The sequence below is a fragment of the Paenibacillus sp. FSL M7-0134 genome (assembly GCF_038007865.1).
Classification (GTDB): Bacteria; Bacillota; Bacilli; order Paenibacillales; family Paenibacillaceae; genus Paenibacillus; species Paenibacillus polymyxa_B.
In genome coordinates, this window is record NZ_JBBOXV010000001.1 from 2,403,787 (window position 1) to 2,418,824 (window position 15,038).

At 45.7% G+C, this 15,038-nt stretch carries 12 protein-coding genes; 9 read left to right on the forward strand and 3 right to left on the reverse strand.

Annotation, left to right across the window (positions count from 1 at the left end):
• Positions 1–10: 10 nt before the first annotated feature.
• Positions 11–904: a carbohydrate ABC transporter permease gene (locus tag NSQ58_RS10755; RefSeq protein ID WP_013311212.1), complete on the forward strand. Its 894-nt coding sequence runs from the start codon at positions 11–13 to the stop codon at positions 902–904.
• Between the two features lie 111 nt (positions 905–1,015).
• The gene (locus NSQ58_RS10760; RefSeq protein WP_023989543.1) at positions 1,016–2,557 is read left to right on the forward strand and encodes an extracellular solute-binding protein; all 1,542 of its coding nucleotides are present in this window, start codon (positions 1,016–1,018) and stop codon (positions 2,555–2,557) included.
• Between the two features lie 125 nt (positions 2,558–2,682).
• Here NSQ58_RS10760 and NSQ58_RS10765 read toward each other — a convergent pair whose 3' ends face one another.
• Positions 2,683–4,944, reverse strand: coding sequence for a helix-turn-helix domain-containing protein (locus NSQ58_RS10765; RefSeq protein ID WP_053325806.1), 2,262 nt, complete (start codon positions 4,942–4,944; stop codon positions 2,683–2,685).
• A gap of 224 nt (positions 4,945–5,168) precedes the next feature.
• Complete coding sequence (locus NSQ58_RS10770; RefSeq protein ID WP_023989541.1) at positions 5,169–5,882, reverse strand: expansin EXLX1 family cellulose-binding protein; 714 nt, start codon at positions 5,880–5,882, stop codon at positions 5,169–5,171.
• Positions 5,883–6,320: 438 nt separating this feature from the next.
• Between NSQ58_RS10770 and NSQ58_RS10775 the strand changes: the two genes are divergently transcribed.
• Entirely contained in the window at positions 6,321–7,037 is a 717-nt protein-coding gene (locus NSQ58_RS10775; protein WP_069080368.1) for a metal-dependent hydrolase, read from the forward strand.
• Positions 7,038–7,136: 99 nt separating this feature from the next.
• Here the strand turns inward: NSQ58_RS10775 and NSQ58_RS10780 are convergent, their stop codons facing one another.
• Entirely contained in the window at positions 7,137–8,216 is a 1,080-nt protein-coding gene (locus tag NSQ58_RS10780) for a M42 family metallopeptidase (protein WP_341057379.1), read from the reverse strand.
• Between the two features lie 185 nt (positions 8,217–8,401).
• On the opposite strand from NSQ58_RS10780, the gene spoVAC reads away from it, so the two are divergent.
• The 6 genes from spoVAC (at position 8,402) to NSQ58_RS10810 (ending at position 14,946) form a co-directional block, all read left to right on the forward strand.
• Positions 8,402–8,908, forward strand: coding sequence for a stage V sporulation protein AC (gene spoVAC, locus NSQ58_RS10785; protein ID WP_023989538.1), 507 nt, complete (start codon positions 8,402–8,404; stop codon positions 8,906–8,908).
• Positions 8,905–9,927 (forward strand): stage V sporulation protein AD, encoded by a 1,023-nt coding sequence (gene spoVAD, locus NSQ58_RS10790; RefSeq protein WP_023989537.1) that lies wholly within the window; start codon positions 8,905–8,907, stop codon positions 9,925–9,927. Before spoVAC ends, spoVAD begins: the two co-directional genes overlap by 4 nt.
• On the forward strand, positions 9,924–10,280 hold the full coding sequence (gene spoVAE, locus NSQ58_RS10795) for a stage V sporulation protein AE (protein WP_013311204.1): 357 nt from the start codon (positions 9,924–9,926) through the stop codon (positions 10,278–10,280). The genes spoVAD and spoVAE overlap by 4 nt, the downstream gene beginning before the upstream one ends.
• A 212-nt stretch (positions 10,281–10,492) precedes the next feature.
• A complete protein-coding gene (locus tag NSQ58_RS10800; protein ID WP_028540432.1) occupies positions 10,493–11,452 on the forward strand; it encodes an AAA family ATPase in 960 nt (319 codons plus the stop codon).
• Between the two features lie 3 nt (positions 11,453–11,455).
• Entirely contained in the window at positions 11,456–12,703 is a 1,248-nt protein-coding gene (locus NSQ58_RS10805) for a DUF58 domain-containing protein (RefSeq protein WP_028540433.1), read from the forward strand.
• On the forward strand, positions 12,700–14,946 hold the full coding sequence (locus NSQ58_RS10810) for a transglutaminase TgpA family protein (RefSeq protein ID WP_023989534.1): 2,247 nt from the start codon (positions 12,700–12,702) through the stop codon (positions 14,944–14,946). Before NSQ58_RS10805 ends, NSQ58_RS10810 begins: the two co-directional genes overlap by 4 nt.
• Positions 14,947–15,038: the final 92 nt, after the last annotated feature.

Here is a 15,038-nt window from a genome sequence, read left to right on the forward strand (position 1 = left end):
ACCCAAACGGATGGCGATCAAAGAGGATGTATACACTCGAATTTTTAAAATTATCTCTTATGTGATTATCATTATTGCTTCCATTGCTTGTTTACTCCCGTTTCTACTTATTATTTCGGCTTCACTGACCAGTAATGAATCGATTATCAGGGATGGTTATCACTTTATACCACAGCAATTCTCACTGGAAGGTTACCGGACGGTGTTCACCTTTCCTGAAGAGGTGTTAAGGGCATACGGGGTGACGATTTTTACCACGGTTGTAGGTACGACGTTGGGCCTGTTCCTGATGACGATGGCAGGATATGTGCTGGCACGCAAAGATTTTAAATACCGTAATGCGTTTTCATTCTATATTTACTTTACGACGCTGTTCGGAGGCGGTTTGGTACCTTGGTACATTATGCTGACGAAGTATTTAGGATTGCTTGATACGTATACAGTGCTTATTTTCCCGGGATTGATGACTCCGTTTCTGATCATTTTAATGAAAAACTTCATTCGTTCCTCCATGCCGGAAGAGCTGTTCGAGTCCGCTAAAATTGACGGTGCGGGTGATTTTAAAATTTACTATCGAATTGTGTTGCCTTTATCTACACCGGGTATTGCCACTGTGGGACTGTTTCTGGCCTTGGCTTACTGGAATGACTGGTTCTCATCCTCACTCTTTATTAACGATCCGCATAAATACCAGTTGCAATATTATCTGTATAATGTAATTAACTCCATGCAATTTATCGCTCAAATGGGTGCAGGTACTGGCGTAACCCTTTCCAACGATATGCCGACAGAGTCGACCAAAATGGCAATGGCTATCGTGGTTACCGGACCTATTTTGCTGCTGTACCCGTTCGTACAGCGCTATTTTGTTAAGGGATTGACCATTGGTGCGGTAAAAGGCTAAAGTGGCACTCAAGGACTGTGATGGCATGACGTGCTGACGTTGTGCCATCTAAATAGCACTCTTTGTAAGCGTTTTATTTAATCAGACTACCATTTCAAAGGGAGGATTCACATGACATTCACAAAGAAAAGAAAACAACGCATGTCCATCCTGATTGCAGTAATGGTCATCACGGCGCTATTAGCCGGATGTGGAGGAGGTAGTGGAAACAGCGCTCAAAAAGCAAATGGAGAGGATGATAAATCCCAGAAAGTACAGCTGCAATTTTATATGCTGGGGGATGCTCCTAAGGACTTGCCTACCATTGAGACAGAGATCAATAAGTTGGCGGAAAAAGATCTGAATGCCACCGTCAAATTTAACTATACGACGTGGACAGACTGGGATCAAAAATATAAGCTGTTATTGTCTTCGGGTCAGCCTATCGACCTGATCTTCACTGCAGATTGGACGCAGTATCAGGCCTATGCCAAAAAGGGCGCATTCCTGCCGCTAGACGATCTGCTGCCTAAGGCTGCACCTGCCTTGCAAAAATTTGTGCCTCAGGACATGTGGGATGGAGTTAAAATCGGAGGCAAAATTTATACCGTGCCTGGCACGTATAAAGAATATGTCACAAACGGTTTTGTATGGCGTGAGGATTTACGTGAGAAGTACAATTTGCCTAAACCGACAGATATGAAAAGTTATGAGGCTTATATGGATGGGATACGTCAGCATGAGCCAAATATGAAAACAGTATCTCTGAACAGCGATATTAAGGGAAATCTGCATGATCGATATACTGAATTAGTAACGAAGAGCGTGGGCACACTGCCTTACGGTATCGGTATTAAATACGAAAAACCAACAGAGGTATATAAATTTTGGGGCTCGGATGAACAAAAGGAAGAGCTGAACACTTACAAACGCTGGGCCGATAAAGGATTCATTCCCAAAAACGTATTAAACGTAAAAGATACGCTTCAGGATCAAGTGACTTCTGGTAAAGCAGCGAGTATTTTCGGTGACAATCCAACCCGGTTTAATGATATGGTCATTAAGCTCAAAGCATCTCACCCGGACTGGAAGCTCGAGTACTACCCATTCCCTTTGACGACAGGTTATGCAACTCCAGTGCATCCGATTCATAACGGCTTTGCGATTCCAAAAAGCAGCCCGAATCCAGCGCGCGCATTGGCCTTTTATGAAAAGCTGGTGACGGACAAACGCTATAACCTGCTCACGCAATATGGTATTGAAGGCAAAAACTACGAAGTCAAAGATGGTTACTACCAAATGATAGGTAGCGGCAGTACTAATGGATTTTCACGCGAAGGTATGAATAGTTGGGCTTGGCGTAACCCGGAATACATGCTGTTTGATTCTGGCTTTGACCGTGTGAAGAAAATTTTTGCCGAGCTGGATAAAATCCAGAAGCCTGACCTGTTTACAGGCTTTGCAGAGGACTACACGACATATCAAGCAGAAAAAGCAGCTCTAGAACAGGTTGAGAAGCAATATCTGTATCCGCTCCAAGCTGGACTGATCGACAATGTAGATCAAGGCTTGCAGACCTTCTTGCAAAAGGCAAACCAAGCTGGTTTGGAGAAAATTCAAACCGAATATACAAAACAATGGGAAGCCTATGTAAAGGAGAAGGGGATTAAATAAAACATAAAGAATTGTGATAAAGAAAAAAGCAAGTCTCCAGAAAGTTGGAGGCTTGCTTTTTTAATGTCAGTCTATTTTTTGGGAGCAATGTTCCGTTCTCGGAGCAGGCGTGTAGAGCAGTTTACTTATTGCGCATTTGCTTTAGAACGGCGAAAATCTGTCGGTGTTACACCCAAGCTACGTTTGAACATACGATGGAAATAAGAGCTACTCGCAAATCCGGTTTGTTCTGCTACGTCAGCTACGGACCAGTCGGTCTGTTCCAGCAGCTCACAGGCCTTGCGAATACGAAGTTGTTGGATGACGTCCACGATAGTTGACATGGTCTGTTGCTTATATAGCCTACTGACATAGATCGGCGACATATCCAGTTCTTCCGCAATCTGATTGAGACAAAAATTGGGATCCGTATAGGCTTGCTCCATTCGTTCATTAATTTGCCGTACCAGTCGTTCCTGCTTCGTGTTTCGTTTTTCCGATAGATTGGAGCGAATATGATCAAAGACCAATTGATAATGATCAATAAGATTCTCAGCGGTCTCTAACCGATCAGCGGATGGTAATTCAGATTTAGATTCTATAGCAAATCCATTGAGCTCACTGATATGCCGAACAGCATTATTTACACTCATGATGAGCCGGGATATCGCCACTTGAACAGAGGAAAAAGGATATTTTTCCATATGCATCAATAATTCTTTGAACATACTGTGTGCATCCTCCGTATGACCAGACAGTAGCATATCTAGCATTTTTTTCTCTTTATCGGCTGGATATACGTAAGTATTTTGGATATCCTCCTCTGTAGTGTTTTGCGCATTAATAATGCATCTGTGCCCCTGAAAAAATCGGTGCATAGATGCGTCTTGTACTTGGCGGTACAGCAGATGCAGCCGTTCTGGTTGACTCGTGATGGCACTGTAAGTTAATGAAACACTCAGCTTCAAATATTCAAAGCAAGCTTCACGTATTTGGCGTAATAAGGTTTCTAGCAGTACAGTGTCTGTATGTTCTGCGGGATCGAGAATGTTAAGCATCAGCAGTACACTGTCCTCATCCATATCAACGGTCTCCACCTGGTACGTCTGTCCGCATATTTCAGAAGCAATGTTCATGATTGCAAACTTATAGGGTAGCAGATCAGGTCCACGTTCGCTTTGCCATCGGGTATATTCATCTATGCGCAGCAGCACAAGGCGGTAGTCTTTGTCAAACTGGAACGTAATCCCAAGCTCGCGCAATCGTTCCGGTTCTTCACCGGTAGGAAGATTTCGGATTCCCCGGATCACATTTTTTAAAATGTTTTGCCGGATCGTGTACATACTGTTTCGTTTCTCTGATTCCAGTGAATTCATATGCACAACAATTTGGCCAATAGGCGTATACAGCATTTTGGACAGCAGCCACGAAGCCACGAATCCTGCCAATGCAATGATGGCGGCTATCAGTAACATCGCATTACGAATAACACTTGCCATTTTGATAACGCTTTCATACGGTGTGACACTAATATACTGCCAACCTAGTCCATCCGGAGAGGTGTAGGAAATGAGTGATCTTTTACCATGAAAGTCTTCTACAAAATAGCCTGTTTCTTGTTTTTTGACTCTCGTGTGCAGCCATAGCTGTTCTTTTTCGTTCAAAGTTTCGTCTGTCAATGTTGTACCAGACAACAGTCTGCCCTGATCGTCTAAAATATAAGCGGTCCCGCCTGAGATTGGATTCGCCGCCATTTCCTTGTTCATCCAGGCCGCCGACACATTCACAATCACAGCCGAATTTATCGCTTCGTTCGAGTTAATTGCGTCATAACATAAATACGTATAGGCTGGGATATCTGGGCTTGCTTGCTCTACTTCAGCTCTGGAGTCTGAGGCAGACAGCAGTGGATACGTGCGTGGAATAGGCGTAAAGGGTTTATAGTCCTGATAATGATCCAGCACGCGAATGATATCTGTATCAGCCAGTTCATGTTTGCTGAATAGCCCGTTTTGACCTTGTGAGGAAGCAATGTAGAAGGTGCCGCTTTTAGGGTTAAACACGTAGATGGATTCGATATACGGCATGGAGTTAAGATAATTGTTCAATTCGGTCATGGCAGCGGTTACATCATATACATTAGGTTTTGGATAATACAACAACTTGGACAGGGTACTGCTGCGATACATTTGGAATGCCAACGACTGAGCAATAGATGTCATGTTAATAACCTCTCTGCTTCTCAACGTCAAGCTGTTGTGATTGGCCTCGAATGCCTGCTCCTTTTCCACGCGAATATAGTAAAAATAATACACAGTGGTGGATACCAGCAACGTTAGCGTAATACATAACGTAATGCTGACCAGCAATTTGCTGTGAAGCTTGTGATGCTTTTTGAAATTGCTCATATGAACAGGCCTCCTGTCTGTGTGCACGTAGCTGTAAAGTACACCCTATTTATGTATTCATTATACGTGTGATCTTGTGAACAGGACAGTGAACAAACCGATTCTTTGTGAAAAATAATAATTTTTTCGTAAAAAGGCCAGGAACACTTATACGCATTGGATTGCGTCGGTTCCCGGCCGGGTTTGTCTATTCAAATAAAAGAAGAAAGATGACGGTACTACAATTAGTCAGGAAATTGAACGTTACCTTTAACGATATAGGCTCCGCCTGTACCATTTTCCGCTAGAGCTGGGATTGTATCGTTCAGCACGACACCACGAATGTCCGTAATCCGTATTTTCAGAGGTTGTTTTCCTAAGTTAGTACCTAGAAAGTGGTTGTAATCCTGTTTTTCGAGATTGAGCCATTGTCCGTTTTGTTGGACTTCCATCTTCAAGACCGGATATTTATGATTGCGTACTTGAATGGCTGCCCACCATTGGCTGCTGCCTTCTTTAATGCGGTAGGAGACATTGCCGTTAACCGGAGCTTTGACAACTTTCCATGAAATATTGATTTTTCCGTCTATTTGATTTCCAATCAGGTTGAACGCGTTTGGGGACAGATCGAGCGCGCCACTTGGACCTTCAGGGTAAAGATCAGTTACATATACGGTTGTTTTCCCTTTGGGACCTTGAACTTCCAAATAGGCTCCAGCTAATGCAGCTTTGATTCCGTTATAATTCAGTTGTGTGCGGTTAAGCGCTGTAATTTTGGCATCCGAAGGGATGGGATCAAGCAGTAATGCCCCTCCAGAGTAACCTGATCCCGTATATGTGGCGTACCCCGTGTATGTATCATTCCAAGCAGCTGAAGCGGGAAGGGCGAATAATACAAGACTTAGCAACGATGTCAGACCGATGGTTTTGAACTTTCGGAACGTCGATTTTTTTTGCATAATCATTTCCTCCTTATTCATTTAATAGATTCATATAGTAAATATAAACACTATATTACCTAATATTTCAAATTGTACAATAGGACTTTGAGGCAAAAAGAAAATATTGAAGATGTTTGTCAACATACTCATAGGCCATATGTCTTGTTTTTTGGGAAATGGTTGAACTGTGCTCTTTTTCGCAGAAAGTTTGCAGGGCAGCCGCGATAAGGTCAGGAAGATGTAGCCTTATAACAGAGGGCAGGGCTGACTGGAGAGTAAGCACAGAGGAGGGGTTTAATAATGGGGACGAAACTAGGACTTTTGAATGAAGTCTTTTAAATAGAATAAGCGAACTATTGTTCTCCTTTTGTTTGTCGTATACAATCGAATTATGCTGATTCAAATGGAGTGATGTTGAACTCTGTTGTATGCTGCAATGAAAGGATGTTTTGCACCATGATGGGAAGAGCCCATTTGATTATTGGAACCGGGGTCTCCCTGTCGGTATTAGCTCTAAGTGGATACGAAGTGACCCCGGCTGCCGTGGCAGCTGCTGTGGTCGGTTCACTGTTGCCGGATATTGACGAGCCTAACTCCATGCTCGTGAGCCGAGCGCTACCAACCAAAATGCTTAGGCTCGTACAGCTTCTAATGATTGGGGCTGCTGGTTGGGTATTTTTTACCCGTTTGGCTCCACCTCCATGGAATCTTGTGTTGGCTTTGCTGATGATCAGTGCTTCTTTTATGCCTTCACGATCCATGCGCAAGGTTATTATCTTTTTAATTGGTATCGGCCTAGCCTGGTATGGAGAATCATATGCACCTTGGAATTATATCGCCGGGTGTCTGCTGATCATTTGTACGTTAGTCCCACACCGGGGGCTGACACATACGGTATACGGGACAGTCGCATGGACTGCGCTGCTTTATGGTACGACACGTTTGCACGGTGACAGCATATGGTTGGCTGGAGGTATGGCGTATTTGCTGCATTTACTGGCAGATTCCTTGACGAATAATGGAATTAAACCTTTGCCGCCGTTTAAATGGAAGCTGCGATTTAAATTGATGAGTACTGGAACCCGGAAGGGAGCTAAGGTAGAAAACGTCTGCGTTGCTTTAACTGCTGTACTTGTAGTGATTGCTTTGCTTCGTTATAAGCATTTGATTTGATATGTTCTATCTTTTGTTTCTATTAAATTAAAAAAACAGTCAATGCACGTTGTACGTGTCTTGACTGTTTTTTTATAGATTGCGATTCTCTGTTACACCTTAGGCTCGTTCAATAATGGTATTCAGCGTTGTACGATCCAGATTTTGAACCAGCTTGATGATCAGCTCTTTGGCTGCATCATAATCATCAGTGTGAATAATGGACGAGGAAGTATGGATGTATCGTCCACAGATGCCTATGACGGTGGATGGCACGCCAATTCCGCTCAAGTGCACTTGACCTGCATCGGTTCCCCCTGTGGAGATGAAATATTGATACTTGATTTTGTGAGTTTCCGCCATGTCTTGCACGTATTCCACAATCCCGCGATGTGGAATCATACCCGGATCAAATACCCGCAGCAGTGCGCCTTTACCAAGGTGCCCGTAAGCATTCGGGTCGCCGCCCATATCGTTAGCCGCACTGCAATCCAGTGCAAAGAATATATCCGGCTGAATCAGATTGGCCGCTGTGCGTGCACCACGCAGTCCCACTTCCTCTTGAACAGTGGCCCCCGCATACAATGTATTGGGAAGCTTTTCTTTTTCTTTATGTAACGCTTCAAGTAGTTCAATAGCCAAGCCTACACCGTAGCGGTTATCCCACGCTTTAGCCATGATTTTTTTAGGATTTGCCAGTGGAGTGAAATCACAGATCGGCGCAATGGCCGTTCCTGGTACGATCCCCAGATCTTGCGCTTCTTGTCTGCTGTCTACGCCGATATCCAGATACATATGCTTGATGTCCATAGGTTTGCTGCGTTGCGATTCATCCAGCAAATGAGGCGAGACAGAGCCAACTACACCGATAACTGGGCCTTTTGGAGTTAATACTTGAAGACGTTGTGACATAATGGCTTGGCTCCACCAGCCTCCAACCGGCTGAAAACGAATCATTCCATTTTCCGTAATACCATTCACGATAAAACCGACTTCATCCAGATGGCCTGCCACCATTACTCGTGGTCCACTTTCTTGACCGCGTAGCACCCCAAAAAGACTCCCCAATCGATCTTGCACGATTTCATCGGTATAACCGGATATCCGTTCCTTAACCCATGCCCGCAATTCACGCTCATGTCCAGGAATGGAAGGAAACTCCGTTAAGGTTTTAAACAATTCCAATGTTTTTGATTCCATGATGTATACCTCACTCCTTATTAATTAACCAGTGGTCGTCATGTATTCAGTATGAATGGATTTGTATCGAATGTCCACGATATCATTTTCCTGACATAACATTTCTCCAAAAAGCTCATAATGAAAAAGACCCAAGCAATTCGAACCGCCAAGCGCGAAAACTTACAGACAAGGGGTGGTGAATGATGCCAGCTAAATCAGGGCAGCGCGGTTTTCGTACCAATACGTCGCCGCTGTCCATAAATGAGAAGGACTATCAGAATATTTCACAAAAGCATGAACCCTCGAGGAAAGTATTTGCCAATTGTGTGCGCGCTTTTCTGGTTGGAGGCGGGATCTGTGTGATTGGACAGGCGATTCAAGAGGCTTTTATGGCAGGAATGCACATATCAGCCAAGGAGGCCGCCCCGCCAACCTCATCCATGATGATCTTGCTGGCGGTCATATTAACCTGTATCGGGGTTTACGATAAGGTTGCCCAATGGGCGGGCGCGGGAACCGCTGTGCCAATTACAGGCTTTGCTAACTCCATGTGTTCGGCTGCATTGGAATATCGTTCTGAGGGACTGGTGCTCGGAGTGGGCGCGAATATGTTCAAACTGGCAGGCTCAGTTATCGTATTCGGGGTGGTGGCCGCATTTATCGTAGGCGTTATATATGCCATCCTTGGTGTGGGAGGCAATCACTTATGAGAAGACAGGGAGGACAAACCTGGAAGTTTGAATCAAGACCGCGCATCATTGGAAGTGCCACCGTTGTGGGCCCGGATGAAGGAGAGGGACCGTTATCCACAGATTTTGATTATATTTATGACAATATAGAAATCAACGAGAAAACGTGGGAAAAAGCGGAACGTAGATTGATTGAGCATTCTACAGAGCTGGCGCTAATTAATGCGAATTTGAACAAAGAAGAAGTACAGTTTTTTATTAGTGGTGATCTGATGAATCAGATTATCAGTAGCTCCTTCTCGGCTAGCAAGCTGGCCATTCCCTATTTGGGTGTTTTTGGAGCCTGCTCAACATCAATGGAAAGCTTAGCCTTAGCCGCACTTATTGTGGACTCAGAGGCCGGTGACTACGTGATGGCGGGTACGACCAGCCATAACTGTACTGTAGAAAAACAATTCCGCTATCCTAATGAATACGGATCACAGAAGCCCCCTACGGCTCAGTATACTGTTACCGGTTCCGGCGCCGCAATTGTAGGACATGCCAAGTCAGGGACGGTGGTGGATTGTGCTACCATTGGACGTGTAATGGATATGGGCATTAAAGACCCCTTTAATATGGGTGGAGCAATGGCTCCCGCGGCTGCGGATACGCTGTTGTCTCATTTTCGAGATACTGGCCGTGACCCTGGTTACTATGATCTCATTGTAACGGGCGATTTAGCCTCAGTGGGGCTACCGATTGCCAAGGAGCTGCTCAAAAAAGATGGGTTCGATATGAATCAGACGGAATTTAATGATTGCGGTTTACTGATTTACGATATCAATAAGCAAAAGAAAGTCATTGCAGGAGGCAGTGGTTGTGGCTGCTCGGCTGTTGTAACCTACGGGCATTTGTTGAAGCGGATCGAAAAAGGAGAGCTGCAAAAGGTACTGGTCGTGGCGACCGGAGCGTTATTATCTCCTTTGACTACACAGCAGGGTGAAAGCATTCCTTGTGTTGCACATGCTGTAGCTTTTGAAGCGGGAGGAACGGTATGATATTTCTATGGGCTTTTTTAGTGGGTGGTGCCATTTGTGTCGTAGGCCAGTTGATGATGGATGTGTTCAAAATGACGCCGGCACATACGATGAGTACGTTGGTAGTTGCAGGTGCAATTGCTGATGCTGTTGGGATATACGATCCGCTTATTAAATTTGCAGGGGCGGGTGCGACCATTCCAATTACCAGTTTTGGTAACTCACTTGTACACGGCGCATTAACGGAATTGGAGAAGGACGGATGGTTGGGTGTCATTACAGGGATCTTTAGTCTGACAAGTGCAGGAATTTCCTCTGCGATTATTTTCTCTTTTCTGGCATGCTTGTTTGTTCGTCCAAAAGGAAGCATATAGAAGCAGCGTACTTAGAAATGACATAAAAATAAATGATTATATACATGTGCCCTTCGGATCTAATGACCGAAGGGTTTTTAATTGTTCTGCACATGAAAGATCGAAAGAAGGATGGAGTTTGAATAATACGGGCAGGGGGTTAAGTGTACTCTGTGCCCGCCTTCATGTACAATAATAGGAAACATGCTGCTATCTAGGAGGTTTACAGAGCTATGCCCGTACGTCAAGAATCTGTGCAGATTGTATCTGCAATCCGTTCTAATCTGGAATCATGTATATTAGGTAAATCCTTTGAAATAAAATTACTGCTTACGGCTATGCTGGCGGGTGGACACATTCTGATCGAGGACGTTCCGGGTACGGGGAAAACGCAAATGATCAAGGCGCTTGCCAAATCCATGCGCGGTGATTACCGCCGTGTTCAATGTAATCCTGATATTCTCCCGAGTGATATTACAGGGGTATCCATATTTCATCCACGGGACGAGCGTTTTTATTTCCGTCCGGGTCCTGTGATGACTAATATTTTGCTGGCGGACGAAATTAACCGAGCGACGACGAAAACCCAGTCGGCTCTGCTGGAGGTTATGGAGGAACGCAGTGTGACGGTGGATGGGGACACGCATATGTTGCCTCATCCTTTTATGCTGTGTGCGACACAAAATCCGATTGATTTTGAAGGCACTTATATGCTGCCGGAAGCACAGTTAGATCGTTTTATGCTCAAAATCAGCTTGGGTTATCCTGACATGGAGACGGAGCGAAACATGCTGCTTCATCATCAGGCAGGCCAGCCAGCAGACCGTCTGGAGGCTGTAGCTCATATGGAGCAGGTTGCTGACATCCAGCAGGAAATTAGAGGAATTTATATGGACGAAGCAGTGACGTCCTATTTACTTGATATCGTGCGTGCGACAAGAGAACATCCATCCGTGCTGCTGGGAGCTAGCCCCCGGGCGGCGCTTGCTTTTGTAATGGCTGCGAAGGCATACGCTTTTCTGGACAACCGTGACTATGTGCTGCCTGATGATGTCAAGGCGCTGGCACCTTATGTGCTAACGCATCGTTTGTTGCTGCGTCCCGAGGCGCGTCTGGACAGTTCCAATGCCCAGTCCGTGCTCCAAGCTGTCCTTCGGCAGGTTCATGTACCCGTACGAATGGAGCGTCCTTAGGGAATGAATATGGTCAAAAGGAAGCGCAGGCTTCCCCGGCTGTCAGGCCGCATCTGGCTTCTGGTGGTCATATGGGTGGTGTGCCTGCTATATTTGTTGTTTCAGGGCGGCAAGACGTCGGTCATGCTGTTGTCTATGGTTACGCTGTTAATCGTTTATTTAGGGATCGTTGGTCTGAGTGGAGTTCGCCGTGTGCAAGGCTCCCGGCAGCTTTCGCAAGGCTCGGAGTTTGGAGAACTGCTGCATGCGGGAGATCAGGTGCATGTAAAGCTGAGCCTCAGCATTCCTGGTTTTCTTCCGTTACCCTATGTCATTGTCCGTGAGGTCCTCAAGCGGCATACAGGTGAATCCTGGTCGTTTGAGGACAGTGTCATTCCTAGTCTAAAAGGGGGCGGTCAGCTTACATTTCAGACTCCCGCTTTAGAGCGAGGAAGCTACCACTTTGAGGAAACTGAATGTGTGAGTGAGGACATCTTCGGTCTGTTGGAGCACAAAGGCAGCTTGAACGCACGCGGTGAATTTCGGGTGCTGCCCCGAACGGTATTCATTCCGTATTGGCAGATGAATGACCGTCGCTCAAGGATGTCTGGACCGCAGACCGTTCAAACTCGAACGCGGCGTGAGACGACACAAATTAACGGTGTACGGGACTATGTATATGGAGATCGGTTTTCGCGCATCCATTGGAATGCGACGGCTCGTACAGGTAGCTGGAAATCCAAGGAATTTGAGCATGAGACCGTTCCAAAAACGATGCTTGTGCTGGACGTACACATGAAGCATTATGTAAACGCCGAACAGTTTGAGCTAGCTGTATCCTCCACCGCTTCATTGCTGGAATATGGTGGACGGGAGCGAATGGGGGTTGGATTGTGCACAGCTGGAGAAAAAGGCACTGTCTTTCAGCCAAGTGAGCAGACAATGGAACGACAACGAATGATGCATCACTTGGTAGACATACACACAACTTCACAAGGTAGCTTGAAATCCGCTGTAGAAAGCAGTGTGCGCCAGTTTCCGCAAGGCTGTTATTTTATACTGATTAGTCCGCTGAATGATTATCAGGCGATGGAGCTTCTTCGTTGGGCCGATACCCGAGGGATGACTCCGTGCCATGTCTATATCGGAGAAGGTTCTGCTGAGGGAGAAGCTGAAAAATGGATGAGCATGCTTCGTGCAAGGGGAATCAAGGGCTACGATGTTGAGAGCCTTGAAGAGCTCCCGGCTGTAATGGGGGGAGGGACACTATGAAGAGCTGGTTACAATCGTTAAAGGGTTCCTGGGCCCCCGCTTTTACATTTTTATGGATTATTATTATTGCCATGCAATGGGTTTCTTTTGCTTCCGAATTATGGCTGGAAGAGACAAGAGCACTTGTACTGATGACCATTACAATGCTGGCTCTGGTGAAGATTGTACTACCATTTCGTCCTTGGATTGAATTTATTGTTAAGGCGGCGGCGCTGTTTTTTATTTTGTATCGGACATTGGTGTCTTACTCCATCATTATCCCCTTCGGAGGGGTAGCCAATCGCCTGGACCAATTTATATCCAATATGTCTCCTTATATTTGGTTTTCCCTCATCGCTTGGCTAGTTATTGAAATGGTGCCGCTCATCGTTACAACGAAACAGCGGATTCTTGTTTTTGTGGGTATTAATATCGCCGCGCTGGCAGTGCTTGATTCCTTTACGCCAACTGTGCTGTGGGAGGAGGTTGCCTGGATCGTCTTTGCTGGTATGGGTTGGCTAGTGACACAGCATCTGCAGTATTTTCGGCAGCATTATCCTCAAGGGTGGAAGCATATTCGACGCTATCCATATAAAATAGCAGCCAATATTGCGGTCATTTTTGCGCTCATTATTATGGCTGGTGTCAATATGCCCGAGGTACAGCCAGCTTTGACGGATCCCTATACAGCGTGGACCCAGAGAAATAGCTCAACCACCGCCGGGATTAGCAATGGATCTGGGGCACTGAATCAGCGGATGAACACCGCATCAGGGTATAGTCGCCAGGATAATCGGTTGGGTGGAGGTTTTAATTTTGATTATTCTCCTGTCATGACCATCACGACCACTCAACGAAGCTATTGGCGGGGGGAAACGAAACGAACCTATTCCGGTACAGGCTGGAGTGACGGGGGAAACGATGATCAAACGCTAAATGATGTGCCGATGACCGCAGAGCTTGAAAACACACAAGAAACGCGGCATTCGACTGAGCAGGTCGTTCAGACCATTACGATGCAAAATGACCAGAGCTATCCTGTTCTGTTTGGCGCCTATTCGGTGCAGCGTGTTCAATCGGTGGACAGAGATTCACGGGCAGATGGGTTACATTGGAACCCGGAACAGGCGGAACTGCTTTGGAATCCATCCTCCCGAAGAACTGCTTATCCTAAAACGTATACTCTGGTATCACATGTCCCTGTGATCCCTGAGAAAGAGCTACGCACAAAAACTTTTAATGAGTTGTACAGAAAAAACAAACAGGAAGCCTATCTACAAATTCCAGATGAGTTACCACGGCGGGTTCGTGATTTGGCTCAGAACGTAACGTCAACGGCGAAAACGCCATATGAAAAAGTCGGATTACTACAGCAGTATTTGCAGCAAAATTATGCATATACGAACAATCCGGACCTCTCACGGAAAAGAAGCAGAGATTTTGTGGATGCCTTTCTGTTTGAGATTCGGGAGGGCTATTGCGATTATTATTCCACCTCATTAGTCATGATGGCTCGCTCTGTTGGGGTTCCAGCCCGTTGGGTTAAAGGGTATGCACCTGGTCAGCAGACGTTTTCAGATGATGCAACAACGGGCGAAGGTGACGAAAATATGTCCTCTTACTCCGTGACAAATGCGGATGCTCATTCCTGGGCGGAAGTATATTTAGGTGAATACGGTTGGGTTCCTGTAGAAGCTACGCCTGGCTTTGATATGCCGCTGCTTACGGAACAGGAGGATTCAAAGACTCCAGAAGCCCCAGAGGTTAAAGATCAGCCTGAACCAGAACAGCCTGAGCAGAACCCGCAGACTGATCCGGAGGAAGGTTCAAAGATTCATCCTGTAATCATAGGTTCTGCTGCTGCAATTCTGCTGCTGTGGGCTGCTTATATCGTCTGGCGTAATCGGGCAGACATTCACTTTTATCTGCTGCGTTTACGCAGAGGTAAGCCGCTGACCCCGGATGAAAAGGTGGTCGTCGAAACTGAGCACTGGTTAAGGTACATGCGAAGAAAGGGATTTGTCCGCGCCAGTCACGAGACGCTGAGGGAATCAGTTGATAGATGGTCGCTAGAAGTACCGGAACAAGCTTCTATTTTACATCAGCTGCTTGGACGATTTGAACAAGCGCGTTATAGTCCCTCATCCGTAACCGCAGAAGATTGGCATATGGTTCGCCAGCAGGCCTCTCTGTTACACAAAGAAGGATGGATAAAACGATGGGCTGGACGAAAAGCTGCGACGGATCAGAAGGATCAAGACTAGTCTATTTTTGATTTGGTTCAATTTGCCGTCTATTTTAATCTTTAGCTATATATTTAGTGAAAAAGCTGTCCGTTTGTTGCGGATAGCTTTTT